This window comes from Kitasatospora sp. NPDC058048, from assembly GCF_042885555.1.
Classification (GTDB): Bacteria; Actinomycetota; Actinomycetes; order Streptomycetales; family Streptomycetaceae; genus Kitasatospora; species Kitasatospora lactacystinica.
Window position 1 is genome coordinate 26,254 of record NZ_JBHVRT010000010.1, and the last position, 15,156, is coordinate 41,409.

Sequence of the window (15,156 nt, forward strand, 5' to 3'; positions counted from 1 at the left end):
GGAGTCGCAGAGAGCCGACCCGCGGCGGAGTCAGCCTGCGGCGGCGACGCCCGCCTCGCCCATCGCACCGATCCGCCCGAGCAGGTCGACGATCCGGGACTGGACGTCCTCGCTGGTCGAGCGCTCGGCGAGGAAGAGCACGGTCTCGCCGGTGCGCAGCCGGGGCAGTTCGCGCGGGTCGAGGTCCACGGAGGTGTAGACCACCAGCGGGGTGCGGTGCAGCCGGTCGTTGGCGCGCAGCCAGTCCAGCAGGCCGACCCGGCGACGGCGGATCTGCAGCAGGTCCATCACCACCAGGTTGGGCTGCACACTGCTGGCCCGGGCCACCGCGTCGTTCTCGTCCACCGCGTGCTCGACGTGCATGCCGCGCCGCTCCAGGCTGCTGATCATGGCGGCGGCGATGTCCGGGTCGCCCTCGACCAGCAGCACCCGCGGGGCGTGGTGCTCGCCGTCGCGCGGTGCGAGGGCGCGCAGCAGGACGGCCGGGTCGGCCCCGTACGCCGCGTCCCGGGTGGCCTGGCCGAGGCCGGCGGTGACCAGCACCGGGACCCGGCGGTTGAGCGCCGCGGTGCGCAGCGACTGGAGCGCGGTGCGGGTGATCGGACCGGTCAGCGGGTCGACGAAGAGGGCGGCGGGGAAGCCGGGGACCTGGGCGTCCACCTCCTCGCGGGAGCGGACGATCACCGGCAGGTAGCCGCGCGCCTGGAGGGCCTGCTTGGTGGCGGGGTCGGGCTCGGGCCAGACCAGCAGCCGACGGGTGTTGGCCAGTTCGCCGGTCGGGGCGGACGGCTGCTCGTCTGCGGGCCGCTCGTCGGCGGGCGGGAGCTCGGCCATCGCGCGCGGCGCGGTCCGGTGGGCCTCGGCCGGTACGGGCGGCTGCGGCGCGGTGGCGGGCACGGGCGCGGGGCCGAGCTGGCGCGGCGGGGCGAGCTCGCCCAGGCCGGTGCCGACCGGGCGGGGGCCGGACGGCTCCTCGGCGGCGGGCAGGGCGGCGCGGGCGGGCGCCAGCGCGGTGCCGGGGGAGGGCAGTGCCTGGCCGACCTGGCCGACCTGGCCGACGTGCTCGACCTGGCCGACCGGACCGGCCGGAACGGAGGCGTTCACCAGGGCCTCCGGGTCCGGTCCCGGCGGGACGGCCAGTCGGCGGCGGCGTCCGGTCGGCGCGGCGGCGCCCGGTTCGGGCAGCGCGGGCGCGGGACCGGCGGGCAGGGCGTGCTCCAGGCCGGGGTAGACCGGGGCGTCGGCCGCTCCGGGCAGGGCGAAGCCGCCGGAGGACTCCTCGGTCGAGGGCAGCGCGCGGCGGCGCCGGTGCTTGGTCTCGCCCGGGGCCTGCTCCTGACCGGCCTCGGTGGTCGGGGCGGTCGGGGTGCCGGTCGGCGGGGTGCCGTCCGGGGCGGTGGGCGCGGGGGCCGGGCCGAGCGCGAGCGGCTCGCGCCCGCCGGGGCGGTTCGGCGGCGCCCGGTGGCCCTCGACGGGCACGGCGTAGGCGGGGCCGGAGCGGCCGTCGTCCTTGCCCCACGGGTCGCTCTGGGCACCGTCCGGTCCGGGCAGGCCCTGGCGGCCGTACGCGGGGTCGTTGCCGGTGCCGTTCCACTGCTCGGGGACGGCCCGCTCGACCCGGGCGGGGGCGTTCGGCCACTGGTCGGCCGGAATGTCGGGGGCATCGGGAGTGCCGGGAGTGCCGGGGACGCCGGGGGTGTCGGCCTCCGGGGCCTCGGCGGCCGGTCGGCCTCGGCGGCCGCGCCGTTCGGCGGGAGGCTCCTCGGCGGGTGCCCGCTCCGCGGCGGGGGCTGCGGGGGCCTCGGCGCCGGGCTGTTCGGCGGTCGCCGCGGGCTCGGTGCTCTCACCGCTGCTGGGCAGCTGCGGGATGCCCGGAAGTTCGGGCAGGACGGCGCTGTCGCTCTCCTTGGGCCGGTCGGAGCGGCCTTCGGCGGCGGCGCGCTCGGCGGCGGCCTTCGCGGCGACCGGGTCCAGCGGCAGCTCGACGACGTACGTGGTGCCGGCCTTGCCGGGCAGCTCGTGCGGCTGGAGCACGCCGCCGTGGCGCTCGACCACCGCGCGGGCTATCGGCAGGTGGACGGGGCTGCCGCCGACGCCGGGGCCGCGGATCTCGACCCGGGCGACCTCGCCGCGCTGGGCGGCGGCCAGCACGACGGTCGGCAGGTCGGGTGCGGGCGGCAGCGCGGGAGTGGCGGCGCCGTTCAGCCCGGGCACGGCCAGACCGGGGGAGGGGGCGTCGGGGGGGTCCAGGGCCAGTCCGATGCCGCTGACGTCGGCGACCAGGTGGGCCAGTGCCTGGGCGAGCCGCCGCTCGTCGGCGATCACCTCGACCGCGGCGGCGTGCACCGAGAACCGCACCCGGCCGGGGCCGACCAGCTCGCCGGCCACGTCGACGGCCCGGCGGACCACCTTGTCCAGGCCGACCGGCACCCGGGGCGCGGGCGTCCGCCCGTCCTTGGCGTCCTTGCCGGCCTTGGGCTCCTTGCCGTCCTTGCTGTCCTTGCCGTCCTTGGCCTCGCTGCCGGCGCTCTCGCCGGCCTCGCAGCGCTGGTGGTCGAGCACCCCGTCGATCAGCTTCCCGAACCGGCGGCACTCGGCGGCCAGCCGGCGCAGTGTCCAGTTGGCCTCCGGCCAGAGCTGGCCGGCCGGGTCGGCGGCGAGCGCGTCGAGCCGCTGGTTCAGCGCGTTCAGCGCGCCGCCCAGCTCGCTCTCCAGGACGGCGGTGAGGTGCTCGTTGCGGGCGACCAGGGCGAGTTCGCGGCTGCGGTCGGTGAAGGTCATCACCGCGCCGACCAGTTGGTCGCCGTCCCGGACCGGGGCGGTGGTGAGGTCGACGGTGACCGGCCGGCCGTCCTTGCGCCACAGCACGGTGCCGCGCACCCGGTGCTTGCGGCCGGAGGTCAGAGTGTCGAGCAGCGCCGACTCCTCCAGCGCCAGCGGGGTGCCGTCGGCCCGGGAGTGCTGGATCAGCGGGTGCAGTTCGCGCCCGCCCAGCTCGCTCGCCCGGTACTCCAGGATGTGCGCGGCGGCCGGGTTGACCAGCACGCAGCGGCCTTCGAGGTCCACGCCGAGCACGCCCTCGGCGGCGGCGCGCAGGATCATCTCGGTCTGCTTGTGCTGGCGGCGCAGCTCGGCCTCGACGCCGAGCCGGCCGGAGAGGTCGCGGACCAGCAGCAGGAGCAGGTCGGAGGAGGAGGGCGAGTTCTCGCGGTACGAGTCGTACGGGGAGCGCGCGTAGCCGCGGCCGTCGCCGTCGTCGGCGAAGTCGTTGCCGGAGACCTCGACCGGGAAGGTGGTGCCGTCGGTGCGGTGGGCGGTCATCCGGACCGGGCGGTCGAGGGCCTCGTCGTCGCGGGTGGCCGGGCGCATCGAGCCGGGGATGCGGCTGGGGTCGAACTCCGGCAGCAGACCCAGCACGCCCATGCCGACCAGTGAGGTGCCCGGCGCCTGCAACGCCTGGACCGCCGCGCTGTTGGCGTCCACGACGGTGCCGTTGCTGTTCACCAGCAGCAACGCGTCGGGCAGGGCGTCGAGTATGGCGGCGAGGCGAGCAGCGCCTCGGATCGGCCTGCTGCTCACGTCGACAGGTCTCCTCGGCTCGGGGCAGCTCCTCCGGAGACGGCAGTATCTCATTCTTCTTTGCGGCGGGGTCGACCCGCCTAGTAACGTTGGCGGTGGTTGGTGCCGAGCCCCACGGTTGTGGCATCATCACTGACACACGGAACGGGTCCGCTCGCGCGGATGCGATCCATGTGGGGAGGCTTCGCCTAGTCCGGTCTATGGCGCCGCACTGCTAATGCGGTTTCGGGGTTATTCCTGATCGAGGGTTCAAATCCCTCAGCCTCCGCCAGTCGGGAGCCCCCGTCGACGATCTCGTCGACGGGGGCTCTTCGCGTTCCCGGACACAGTGCGGGTACGGGTGCGGGTACGGGTGCGGCTGCGGCCCGGAGCGGGGCCCCGAGCGCGGCCGCGGCGGGGCCGGAGGGGGCCGGCGGGGGCCCGGATCAACCGATTTCGTCCTACGCCGCAGGTCATGTAATGTTGTCCCCGCAACGCCCCGGAGACAACGTTCACCAGGGCGAGCGCTCATAGCTCAACGGATAGAGCACTTGACTACGGATCAAGAGGTTGCAGGTTCGAATCCTGCTGAGCGCACCAACCTTCGCAAGATCGGGTTCGCCCGTTCCTTGCGCTCATAGCTCAACGGATAGAGCACTTGACTACGGATCAAGAGGTTGCAGGTTCGAATCCTGCTGAGCGCACCATCGAGAAGCCCCCGGCCACCGGCCGGGGGCTTCTTCCGTTCCCCGGCGCGCCGAACCTCTGATTCGAACAGAGCCTTGCGGTGGATGGTTCCGTCCCGGAGGCCGGTGTCCCCCGGATGGGTCCGGAGTTCCCGTTCTTGCGTCCGTTCGAGTGGTGCCGATTGCCGCCTAATGGATGAAATGCAGCTGTTTCGGGTACATCCCGTCCTGCCGCCCGAATGACCGCCGATCGGGTGGGACACGGCCAAAAGCACAGGTGTCGCCGTATGCCCGGCCCAGGGTCGTGATTCCTTTTTGTCGGATCTTGTGCAGCCTGCCCGCCTGCCCGCCAGCCCGGCAGCCGACCGCGAAGGAGAGCCGGATGAGCCGACAGTTTTCCCTTACGGCTGCCGCCCTGGCCGTCCTCGCGACCGGGCTGCTGACCACGTGGAACGCCCCGCTCTCGGAGGCCCGCCAGTCCCCCGACACCTGGTCTTCCGAGCACCGGGCGGTGCTGCCCTCCGGGCTTTCGGTCCGGTTCGATCTCGACGCCGCCCCGGGCACCAGCGTCACCGCCGCACCGGGCGAACTGGCGGACCGCTCCGCCGCCGGTCTCCCCGCCGCCCGCTATGCCGACGGAATGCGGCCGGGAGATCCCGCGCAGACCTTCGACCTCGCCCCCGACCGCCCGCAGGCGGACGGCTCCTGGCGCACCGTGGGAACGCTCCGGCTGGATTTCTCCCGCCCGGTCCGCAATCCCCGGCTGCACCTCAGCGGCCTGGCCGCGCTCGCCACCGGGAATTCCGGTAGCACCAGCACGGCAACCCGGCTGACCGTGACCGGAGGCTCGCCGGCCGCCCCCGCCCTGGTCGACCGCACGGACTGGCCCGGCTGGACGGTCGAGGGCAACGTCCTCGCCCCCACGAGCCCGGACGGGGCGTCCGACGGCGATCCCGGTTCGGCGGCCGAGGGCTCGCTGGAGCTGGCCGGCACGGTCCGCACCGCGGTGTTCCGGGTCGAGCAGCGCTCCGTCGCCCGGGCCGGCAGCACCACCGCCCCGCCCGTCCTGCGCCAGGCCTACACCGTCACCGTCGACGAGGGCCTCGGCACCGCCCCGCAGGACTACGGCAACGCCTCGCACGTGGTCACCGACCTCTTCCTGGGCGCCGACGCGGCCGCTCCGGCGCGCACCGCCGGCAGTCGTTCCGCCAAGGACCCGGGCAGCGGGCCGCTGGTCCGGCCCGACCACGGGGCGGCCCCGCACAGCCCGTTCGACGGCCCCCGGGCCGGGCTCCAGCCCGGCCGCGGCGAGTACCAGGGCGCCGACCCGGCGATCGTCTTCCCCGCCGAGGCCGCGATCGGCAGCTACTACCGGCTCACCGTCCCGGTCGCGGTCGGCGACCAGCCCGCGACCCTGGCCGGCTGGATCGACTTCGACCGCACCGGCCGGTTCGACCCCGCCGAGCGGGTGCAGACCGAGGTCCCGCCGGGCGCCGACACCGCCACCCTGGAGTGGACCGTCCCGGCCGGTGCGGCCTCCGGCGGGACCTGGGCCCGGCTGCGGATCGGCCGCGACGCCGGCCAGCTCGTCTCCTCCGGTGGGTTCGCCGACTCCGGACAGGTCACCGACCAGCGGATCGAGTTGACCGTCGGCGCGGCCCTGCCGGAGATCGCCGAGCCGGTCGACGGGGCCGTGCTCGCCGACGCCCGCCCGCGGATCGCCGGCGGGGGCGCGGTGTCCGGTGCCACGGTGGAGGTCGTCGAGGGCGACACCGCGCTCTGCAAGGCCAAGGTCCTGCGCGGCGGCGACTGGTCCTGCCGCCCCGACACCGGGCTGGCGGCCGGTCCGCACGCCCTCACCCCGGTGGAGACCACCATCGGCGGCGTGGTGCTGCGCGGCGAGCCGGTCGGGGTCAGCGTGAAGAGCGTGCCGCCGGGCGCCCCCACGCTCACCGTCCCCGCCTACACCAACGACCCGGGGCTCCGGCTCACCGGCACCGGCGAGGCGGGCAGCACCGTCTCGGTGGCCGAACGGGGCTCGGGCGACGACCTGTGCATCACGGGGGTGCCGGCGGACGGCCGGTGGTCGTGCCTGCCGGTCGAGAACCTGACGGACGGGAAGCACCTGCTCACCCCGGTCGCGGTCGACGCGGCGGGGAACCGGACGGCCGGGCCGCCGGTGGAGCTGGTCGTCGACACCGGCCTGCCGCAGCGGCCGGTGCTCACCTCCCCGGCCCCGGGGGAGACCGTGCGGGTCAGTCGGCCGAAGCTGGCCGGCCGGGCGGAGCCGGGAGGGAACGTGCTGGTCACGGTGCGGCCCGGGGCGTCCTCGGAGACGGAACGGCGGACGGTGCTCTGCGGGGCCACGGCGGCGTTCGACGGGAGCTGGAGCTGCACGGCCAACCGGGACCTGACGGACGGGGACCAGTGGCTGCTCGTCACGGCGACCGACCGGGCGGGCAACGAGGTCGCGGCGGAGCCGGTGCCGGTACGGGTCGCCGCCGCGGGGGCGGTGCCCGATCCGGCGGCGCCGGGCCCCGCGGTGCCCGGTCCGGCGGCGTCGGGCCCCGCGGTGTCGGGTTCGGTGTCGCCGAGCCCGACGGCACAGAGTTCGACGGCGGTCGGTCCGACGGCTTCGGCTCCGGCCACGGGGGTGTCGAGCCCGGTGGCCGGGAGCCCGACCCGGTCGGCCTCGGCCTCGGCCCGGCCCAGCCCGACGACGGCAGCGACGACGGTGACGGCGTCCGGTCCGGCGGCGAGTCCTGTGGCACCCGGGTCGGCGGCGCCGAGCCCGGTGGCGGCCGGTGCGTCGGCGGTGGCGTCCGGTGCGTCGGCGGTGCCGTCGCACCTCGCCGGGTCGGGCCCGAGTGCTCAGGGTTCGGCGGTGGCCTCGCCGAGTCCGTCGGTCGCGGCGGTGCCTTCGCAGGTGCCCGCGGCGCTGCCGATCGTGGTTCCGTCGGCGGGAGCCCGGCCGGTGACGGCGGGTCCGGTGACGGCGTCGTCGGTGGCAGCGAAGTCGCGTCCGAGCGCTTCGGTCCCGGCGGCGGCCACCGTGACCACCGCGTCCGTCGCGTCCACCGGGCCCGTCGCCCCGATCCCCTTGCCCACCGCGACCGTCTCGCCGGCTCCGCCTCCGGCCCCGGCCCCGGCCGACGGTGTCGGCGCCTTGCCGGCCGCCGTCGCCGCGGTGCAGTCCGCGCCCTCGCCGGCCGGAAGCGCCGGAACGGCCGCCGGAGTTGCCGACTCGGCCGGGGCCGCCGCCGAACCCGTCGCGTCCACCCGGGACGCGGCCCGGCCGTTGGCGGCGCCTCCGGCGGAGGCGTCGCAGGGCGCGTCCGGACCGCCCGGGGAGGCCGGCCGGCGCGGTGGACTCGCCGGAGTCCTGCTGGTGCTCACCGGCCTGGGGCTGATCACCCGTCGGGTGTTCGCCCGCAGGGCCGGTGCTCCTCGACGCTGATCGGCGCCGAACTGTCCCGACCATCCGCTCATGTGCCTGCGCGTCAGGTCGGCTTTGGATGATTCGTCAGTAAATGTCGACACACCTCGGTTCAAATGTCGCATTTGATGACGTATGAACTTAGCCTGACCCTGGCACTGCCCGTCAGATCCGGGCCGCCCGTTGCGCGACACACCGACCCAGAGGATCCGTGCATGGACGTCACCCGCGATTCTTCGCAGCGACCCGACAATCTGCCCAAGGTGCTTCCGCCGGCAGTGCCGGAACGTTCCGCCTTCGGCTCCAGCCCGCTGGCCAGAACCACGGCCATCAGGACCGTCACGGCGGACGGCCCGGCCGACAGCGGGCCGGCGACCACCCCGCTGGCCGTCGTCCCGAGCCCCGCGCAGGGCGGCCCGGCGGACCGGCGCGACCCGCTGGAGACGGCCGCCCCCGAGACCGTCGAGCTGCTGGACGCCACGGCGGCCGGAACCGCGACCGCCACCACCTCCCGGCGCCCGCCGCGCGCCGACCAGGCGCTGCGCGAGCACCGCGCCGCCGCGCTGCCCGGCTGGATCGCCCTGCTGGCCGTGCTGATCGGCGTGTCCGGTGTGCTGTCCGTGCTGCTGCGCACCGGCGTCATCCCGTACTGGGACGCGCTGCCCGACCTGCGCGGCACCGCCGCACAGGAGAGCGGCCGGGTGGAGGTGGACGCGCAGTGGATCGCCGCGGCGGCCGCGGCCGGCCTGCTGGTCCTGCTCGCGCTCGCCGGACTGCTGGCCAACGCGGGTGGCGAGACCCGGGTGCTGACCCGCTGGGGCCGCTACCGGGGCACCGTCCGCCGGGCCGGTCTGGTCTGGGTCAACCCGCTGCTGCGCCGTCGTCGGGTGGACGTGCGGCTGCGGCACTGGCGCAGCGAGCCGGTCAAGGTGGTGGACCGCACCGGCACGCCGATCGTGGTCCGGCTGCTGATCGTCTGGCGGGTCAAGGACACCGCGCGGGCGCTGCTGGCGATCGAGGACCACGAGAGCTACCTGCGCGAGCAGGTCCAGGCGGTGCTCACCCGCACCGCGTCCACCCTGCCGTGCGACAGCAACGCGGCCCCCGGTCCCGCGCTGCGCGACGGGCAGTGGTTCGCCGACGAGATGACCAGGGCGCTGGCGGCCGAGGCGGCCCCGGCCGGCCTGGAGGTCTACTCGGTGCAGCCGCTGGCCCTGGAGTACGCGCCCGAGGTGGCCGAGTCGATGCGCCGGCGCCGGCTGGCCGACCTGGACGCGGGCCTGCGCACGGTGCTGGTGGACGACGCGGTGGAGGCGGCGGCGCTCGCCGTCCGCCGTCTGGAGCGGGCGACCGCGCACGAACTGGACGAGGCCGCCCGCAGCGCGCTGATGGAACAGCTGCTGGTCGCCTTCGTCGCCCCGGCCGGAGTGGCCGCCTCGGTACCGTCCCCGGCCGCCCGCGCCGGGCGGAAGGAAGGACGACCCGCATGAGGATAGCCACCGGCGCGTATGCCGAACCCGTCGTCGCCATCGGCTCCGGCGGTCCCGACGGTGATCCCGGTCTGATCGGCTTCGAGGAGCGACTCGGCAGCATCCCCGCGATCGCGGGCTGCGGCTGCCCGAACTGCGTCGTCCGGCCGCGCGCCGCCCGCTCCGCGGCGGCGGCCGGCGGCAGCCGAATACACCGGGCCGTGCGGAGCACCTGTCTGGCCACCACCGTGCTGGCGGGCGCCGGCGTCGTCGGCCTGACGGCCGGCGCCGGATCCGCGCACGCCGCGGCCGGGAAGCAGGGCTGGGACGGGTCGAAGTACTGGTTCAAGAACGGCTCCGGCGAGTGGCGTTGGACCAGCCACTACGACGTCTACGCGAGCCGCACCGGGCAGTCCGCCGGCTCGGCCGGCGCTTCGACCCGGGCCGGCGCCACCGCCCAGGCCGCCTCCAACGGTTCGGCCTCCTCCGCCGGGATGCGCCAGGGCTGGGACGGGTCGAAGTACTGGTTCAAGAACGGCAGCGGCGAGTGGCGTTGGACCAGTCACTACGACGTCTACGCGAGCCGCACCGGGCAGTCCGGCGGCTCGGCCCAGGCCCCCGCGCAGCCCGCGCCCCCCGCGAGCCGTCCGTCGGCCAAGTCCTCGCCGGCCCCCGGAAACATGGAGGCGGCCATCGACTACGCGCTCGCCCAACTGGGCAAGCCGTACGTCTGGGGCGGCAACGGCCCGTCCGGCTACGACTGTTCGGGGCTGGTCCAGCAGGCCTACCGGCGCGCGGGGATCAGCCTGCCGCGGGTGGCCGACGACCAGTACGCGGCGACCACGCCGATCAGCGCCGGGCAACTGCGCCGCGGCGACCTGGTGTTCTGGTCCGACAGCGGCCGGGCCTCGGGGATCCACCACGTGGGGATCTACCTGGGCGGCGGCACCTTCGTGGAGGCGCCCCGGCCGGGGACGACCGTCCGGATCTCGACCCTCAGCCCGGGCTACTACCCGACCCACTTCGGGCGGCCGTAGCCGCGGAACCCGAACCGGGCCCCGACAGCGCGCCGCTGTCGGGGCCCGGACCGTGTTCAGGGCGGCTGCGGGGCGGAGCAGCCGTGGCCGCCGGGCCGGCTCAGGCGGAGGCGGCGTCCAGCAGGGCGGTCTGCTCCGGGGTGAGCTCCAGGGTGGCGCCGGCCAGCAGCGGCGGGAGCTGCTCGACGGTGCGGGCGCTGGCGATCGGGGCGGCGACCGTCGGACGGGCGGCGAGCCAGGCCAGGGCGACGGAGGCGAGCTCCACCTCCAGCTCCGCGGCGACGGAGTCCAGCGCCTCCAGCACCTTGGGGCCGCGCGGCTCGGCCAGGTAGCGGGCGGCGCCCTCGGCGCGGGCGCTGTCCACGCCGTCGACCCCGGGACGGTACTTGCCGGTCAGGAAACCGGAGGCCAGCGCGTAGTACGGGACGGTGGCCAGACCGTGCTCGGCGACCGCGTCGGCCAGCGGGCCCTCGAAGGTGCCGCGCGAGACCAGGTTGTAGTGCGGCTGGACGGCGACGTACTTCGCCAGGCCCTCGCGCTCGGCGAAGGCCAGCGACTCGGTGAGCCGCTCGGCGGAGATGTTGGAGGCGGCGACCGCCCGGACCTTGCCCTCGCGGACCAGCTCGTCCAGCGCGGTGACGAACTCCTCGACCGGGGTGTCGTCGTCCCGGTGGGTGTAGTAGAGGTCGATCCGTTCGACCCCCAGGCGGCGCAGCGAGTCCTCGGCCGCGGCCTTGACGTTGGCGGCGCCGAGGCCGCTGCGCTCGGCGTGCATGCCGACCTTGGTGGCGATCACCACGTCCTCGCGGTTGCCGCGGCTGCGCAGCCAGTTGCCGAGGACGGTCTCGGACTCGCCGCCGGTGTTGCCCGGGGCCCAGGCGGAGTAGACGTCGGCGGTGTCGACGAAGTTGCCGCCGGCTGCCGCGTAGGCGTCCAGGACGGCGAAGGACTGCTGTTCGTCGGCCGTCCATCCGAAGACGTTGCCGCCGAGGGAGAGCGGGAAGACGGACAGGTCGGAGGTGCCGAGGCGGACCCGGCTGTGGTTTCCGGTCATGGGAGAAGTCAACCGGATTGCGCGGCTGGGCATTCCGTGAACCGCGCGGTCTTCACGGAGCCGTCGTACCGCCGTCGCACGTGGGGGTGGTGTGTTCCGCGCGACGGGGGTCCGGGGTGTGCCCGAGGTGGGCGGATTCGTTAGAGTCCGTGCCATGGCTGACAACGACTACGACCCCGCCGGCAGCACCCAGATGTTCCGGGCGTTCGTCGACGAGAGCCCGGCGCCCCAGGCCCCGGGCAACGTTTCCACCTACGGCAGCAGCAAGAGCGGCAGCCGCACCGGCGTGATCGCGCTGATCGCCGTCGTCGTGCTGGTCGCCCTGGGCGGCGTGATCTGGCTGGCGGTCAAGTGACCCTCGCGCGGGTGACCCTCGTCCGGGTCACCCGCGCGACGGGAGTTGAGCTCCTCAGCAGGGCTTGCGCCAGGCGTCCAGTTCGAGCTTCTTGCGCATCGAGCTGAACCCCAGCGACTTGGCCTTGCCGCAGAACCGGTCCGTGTCGAGCTTGTACTCGACGTGGAAGACCGCCTTGCCCGCCTTGACGAAGGGGGCGACGCGGTCGCACTCGTCGAACTGCGAGCACTCCTCGTTGACCGCGAAGTCGAAGTCCGCGAGCAGCGCCGGGATCTGGTCCAGGTCGTTCTTCAGGCCGATCGCCAGGCCGCGTTCGTGGGCGAGCTGCGCCAGCATCCGGTTGTACTTGAGCTGGTCGTCGGCGGTCAGCGGGAAGCCGCTGTTCTGGTTGTAGGCCTCGATGGTGTCCGGCTCGATGGCGTCGAAGCCCTTGCTCCGGCACATGTCGAAGCGGGCGGCCATCAGCGGCCTCAGCTGGTCGAGCTTGCGGATGTCGAACCACTTCTCGCCCTTCCAGCCGGTGTCCGAGCCCTGGAGGGACTTGGCGAAGGCGGCGGAGTCGGGGCGGAAGTTCTCCCAGGAGCCGGCGTTGATGTAGCAGATCACCTTGCGGCCCTTGGCGTGCAGCGCGGCCACCACCGAGGCGTCGTTCTCGAAGCCGTCGATGTCGTAGACCGGGACGTCCACCGACTGGTCGACGGCGCCGCCGAGTTGCCACTGCCAGGCCAGGCCGGGGGTGGGCTGCCAGCGGGCGCCGGCCGGTGGCGGTGCCGGGTTGCCCGGCGGGGTGCCGGTGCCCGGCGGGGTGACGGGCGGCGGGCTGCCGGCGGGTGTGCCCGGGGCCGGCGCGCCGGTACCCGGGGTGGTGGGCCCGGGGGTCGGGGTGTCCGGGGCGGTGGTGGCCGCGTCGGGGGTGCCGGGGGTGCCGGGGGTGCTCGGCGCGGTGGCCGCGGGGGAGTTGCTCGGGGTGCCGTCGGCCGAGTCCTGGTCGTCCTCCGATCCCGAGCTGCTGCACGAGCTGACCAGCAGGGCGGTGGCGGTGGCGAGGGCCAGGGTGGCCGGAAGCAGCCGGTTGCGACGGTTCACGGTAGTCGAACTCCGGATCGGGTCAGGTCAGTTCAGCGGCGTTCAGGCCGTACGGCAGGGTGCGCCAGGGGTTCTCCCCGGCTCCCGGTACGGCGCAGCCGACGCCGGCTCGCCGGGCGGCGATCAGGGCGGCGGCGTCCTGGGCGTTCTCGGTCGGGACGTCGTAGACCAGGTGGCAGAAGCGGGAGGCCGCGTGCCGGCCGGTCCACAGCGGCAGTGTCATGTCGCGGTAGGCGTCCCAGTCGCCCTCGAAGGTCACCAGCAGGTCGGCCAGGCCGACCTCGGCGTAGCCCGGGTCCGGGTGCTCGCCGTGGCCGAACACCACGGTGCCGCAGCCGGCCGCGCGGGCGGCCGTGGCCAGCCGCCGGTAGTGCGCGAGCGCGCCCGGGTGGGTGGTGACCTGGTCGAAGTAGACGCCGGTGATGCCGTGGCGCTGACGGTAGGTCAGGATGTCGGCCACCACGGCCGCGTGCGGCCGGCGGCCGTAGTCGGTGTCGGTGTAGCCGACCAGCGGCAGTCCGGCGGAGCGCAGTCGGTCGGCCGCCTCGGCGAAGACGTGGTCCGGGACCTCGCCCGGACCGTCGGCGAGGTTGAGCACGACGGCGGCGATCCGGGCGGGGTCGGCGGCGGCGACCGCCTGCCAGGCCGCCGGGTCCACCGCGGGGTGGACGTACAGCGGCACCAGCAGGCGGCCGTCGGGGGTGTGCCCGGTGGTCATGCGACCACCGGGTCGGGCGTGGGCCCGGCGGTGCCGAGCCACAGGTCGCGCAGGGTGTCGGCGAGGTCCGTCTCCGGTCGCCAGCCGAGCTCCCGGGCGGCGGCCGACACGTCGGCCTGCTGCCAGGAGACCGCGGCCGAGCGTTCGGAGCCCGCCCCGCTCTCGTCGATCCGTCCGGTGAAGCCGGCCGCGGCGACCAGCCCGTCGGCGATCGCCCGGACCTGCCGGGCCCGGCCGGAGGCCAGGTTGAGCACCCGGGGCAGCGGACGTTCGGCGGTGACGGCCAGGCCGACCGCCCCGGCCACGTCCCGGGCGTCGACGAAGTCGCGGTAGGCGGAGAGGTCGCCGACCGTGATCACGCCGTCGGCGCCCTCGGGCGCCACCCGGCGCAGTTCGGCGGCCAGCCGGCCGGGCAGCGAACCCGCCGGGGCGCCGGGGCCGACCGGGTTGAACACCCGCAGCACCACGGCGTCCAGCGGCGAGCCGGCCACCGCGAGGGAGCCGGCCAGCTTGGTCGCGCCGTACACGCCGACCGGGCGCGCGTCGGCGTCCTCGGCCAGGGACTCGCCCTGCCCGCAGACGCCGTACTCGCCGGCCGAACCGATGTGCACCAGGCGGGCCTTCGGGGCGCCGAGGGAGAGCGCCTCGCAGAGCACCGCCGGGCCGCGGGCGTTCACCTCGGCGAGCTTGACCGCGCTGCCGGCCACCGCGCCGGCGAAGTTGACCACCGCGTCGGGGGCCAGCGCGGACAGTTCCTCGCCGAGCGGGCCGGCCTGGGCGGTGGCCAGGTCCAGCCGGAGATCGTGGGCGGGCCGCCGCCCCGCGGTCAGCACGGTGGCACCGGGCAGTGACCGCAGGACGGCGGTGGCGTGACGGCCGAGGAAGCCGTCGCCGCCGAGGAGCAGAATTCTCACGCGGCCCGTCCGTCGCTCTCGGCGCCCGCGGTGGCGGGCTCGGCGTGCTCGTCGTCCGGGGCGGTGCGGGCGGCCGGGATCGGCAGTTCCGCGACGCTCGGCGTGGTGGCGGTCGACTCGAAGGGCATCAGGACCGGGCGGATGGTCGAGAACTCGGCGTTGGCCCGGTCGTAGTCGTCGGGCCGGCCGATGTCCAGCCAGTAGCCGCCGAACTCGTACGCGGACGGCGGGGTCCCGGCGGCCAGCAGGTCCAGCACCAGCTCGTCGAAGCCCAGCGGCAGGCCGGGGGTGTACTTGGCGAGCGCCGAGCGGGAGACGCCGTACACGCCCATCGAGACGCGGTAGTCGATGCTGGGCTTCTCCTGGAAGCCGGTGATGGTGCCCTCGTCGGCGGTCAGCACGCCGAAGTCGATCTTGACCTGACGGGCGTAGGTGGCAATGGTCAGCGGGGCACCGGACGCCTCGTGGTGCTTGAGCACCCCGGCGAAGTCCAGGTCGGTCAGGATGTCGCCGTTCATCACCAGGAAGTGCTCGGGCAGGCGGTCCTGCATGGTGAGCAGCGGGCCCATGGTGCCGAGCGGGCTGTCCTCGACGGCGTAGCCGACCCGCAGGCCCCACTGGGAGCCGTTGCCGACGTAGGCGCGGATGATGTGGCCGAGGTGGCCGATGGCCAGGGTGACGCTCTGGAAGCCCGCGGCGGCGAGCTGACGCATCACGATCTCCAGGATCGCGTGCTGGTCGCCGATCGGAACGAGCGGCTTGGGAAGCGCGGTGGTGTACGGGCGGAGACGGACGCCCTTACCGCCGGCCAGGATCACTGCGTGCATGGTGTTTCCCCCACGG

9 protein-coding genes, 3 tRNA genes and 1 pseudogene are annotated in these 15,156 nt (G+C 75.1%); 7 read left to right on the forward strand and 6 right to left on the reverse strand.

Annotated features, from left to right (window positions below):
• Nucleotides 1–30: 30 nt before the first annotated feature.
• Nucleotides 31–3,579, reverse strand: coding sequence for a PAS domain-containing protein (locus ACFVVA_RS13210; protein WP_387688818.1), 3,549 nt, complete (start codon nt 3,577–3,579; stop codon nt 31–33).
• Between the two features lie 177 nt (nt 3,580–3,756).
• Here ACFVVA_RS13210 and ACFVVA_RS13215 point away from each other — a divergent pair.
• The 6 genes from ACFVVA_RS13215 (at nt 3,757) to ACFVVA_RS13240 (ending at nt 10,186) form a co-directional block, all read left to right on the forward strand.
• Nucleotides 3,757–3,850, forward strand: a tRNA-Ser gene (locus tag ACFVVA_RS13215).
• Between the two features lie 232 nt (nt 3,851–4,082).
• Nucleotides 4,083–4,158, forward strand: a tRNA-Arg gene (locus ACFVVA_RS13220).
• 31 nt (nt 4,159–4,189) lie between these two features.
• Nucleotides 4,190–4,265: transfer RNA gene (locus ACFVVA_RS13225), tRNA-Arg, on the forward strand.
• 361 nt (nt 4,266–4,626) lie between these two features.
• The gene (locus ACFVVA_RS13230) at nt 4,627–7,701 is read left to right on the forward strand and encodes an Ig-like domain-containing protein (protein WP_387688820.1); all 3,075 of its coding nucleotides are present in this window, start codon (nt 4,627–4,629) and stop codon (nt 7,699–7,701) included.
• Between the two features lie 257 nt (nt 7,702–7,958).
• Entirely contained in the window at nt 7,959–9,170 is a 1,212-nt protein-coding gene (locus tag ACFVVA_RS13235) for an SPFH domain-containing protein (RefSeq protein WP_387688822.1), read from the forward strand.
• Nucleotides 9,167–10,186 carry a C40 family peptidase gene (locus tag ACFVVA_RS13240; protein ID WP_387688824.1) on the forward strand — a complete coding sequence of 340 codons (1,020 nt, stop codon included), beginning with the start codon at nt 9,167–9,169 and terminating at the stop codon, nt 10,184–10,186. The genes ACFVVA_RS13235 and ACFVVA_RS13240 overlap by 4 nt, the downstream gene beginning before the upstream one ends.
• A gap of 100 nt (nt 10,187–10,286) precedes the next feature.
• Here ACFVVA_RS13240 and ACFVVA_RS13245 read toward each other — a convergent pair whose 3' ends face one another.
• Complete coding sequence (locus ACFVVA_RS13245; RefSeq protein ID WP_387688826.1) at nt 10,287–11,240, reverse strand: aldo/keto reductase; 954 nt, start codon at nt 11,238–11,240, stop codon at nt 10,287–10,289.
• 154 nt (nt 11,241–11,394) lie between these two features.
• On the opposite strand from ACFVVA_RS13245, the gene ACFVVA_RS13250 reads away from it, so the two are divergent.
• On the forward strand, nt 11,395–11,595 hold the full coding sequence (locus tag ACFVVA_RS13250) for a hypothetical protein (protein WP_359913925.1): 201 nt from the start codon (nt 11,395–11,397) through the stop codon (nt 11,593–11,595).
• Between the two features lie 54 nt (nt 11,596–11,649).
• Here ACFVVA_RS13250 and ACFVVA_RS13255 read toward each other — a convergent pair whose 3' ends face one another.
• The 4 genes and pseudogenes from ACFVVA_RS13255 to ACFVVA_RS13270 form a co-directional block, all read right to left on the reverse strand.
• A complete protein-coding gene (locus ACFVVA_RS13255) occupies nt 11,650–12,681 on the reverse strand; it encodes an endo alpha-1,4 polygalactosaminidase (protein ID WP_387688828.1) in 1,032 nt (343 codons plus the stop codon).
• A gap of 22 nt (nt 12,682–12,703) precedes the next feature.
• On the reverse strand, nt 12,704–13,399 hold the full coding sequence (locus ACFVVA_RS13260) for a spherulation-specific family 4 protein (RefSeq protein WP_387688830.1): 696 nt from the start codon (nt 13,397–13,399) through the stop codon (nt 12,704–12,706).
• Nucleotides 13,396–14,313, reverse strand: a complete 918-nt coding sequence (locus ACFVVA_RS13265; RefSeq protein WP_387688832.1) for an NAD-dependent epimerase/dehydratase family protein — start codon at nt 14,311–14,313, stop codon at nt 13,396–13,398. Before ACFVVA_RS13265 ends, ACFVVA_RS13260 begins: the two co-directional genes overlap by 4 nt.
• Nucleotides 14,314–14,438: 125 nt before the next feature.
• Nucleotides 14,439–15,140 (reverse strand): annotated as a pseudogene (locus ACFVVA_RS13270) (NDP-sugar synthase); the annotation flags it as partial.
• Nucleotides 15,141–15,156: the final 16 nt, after the last annotated feature.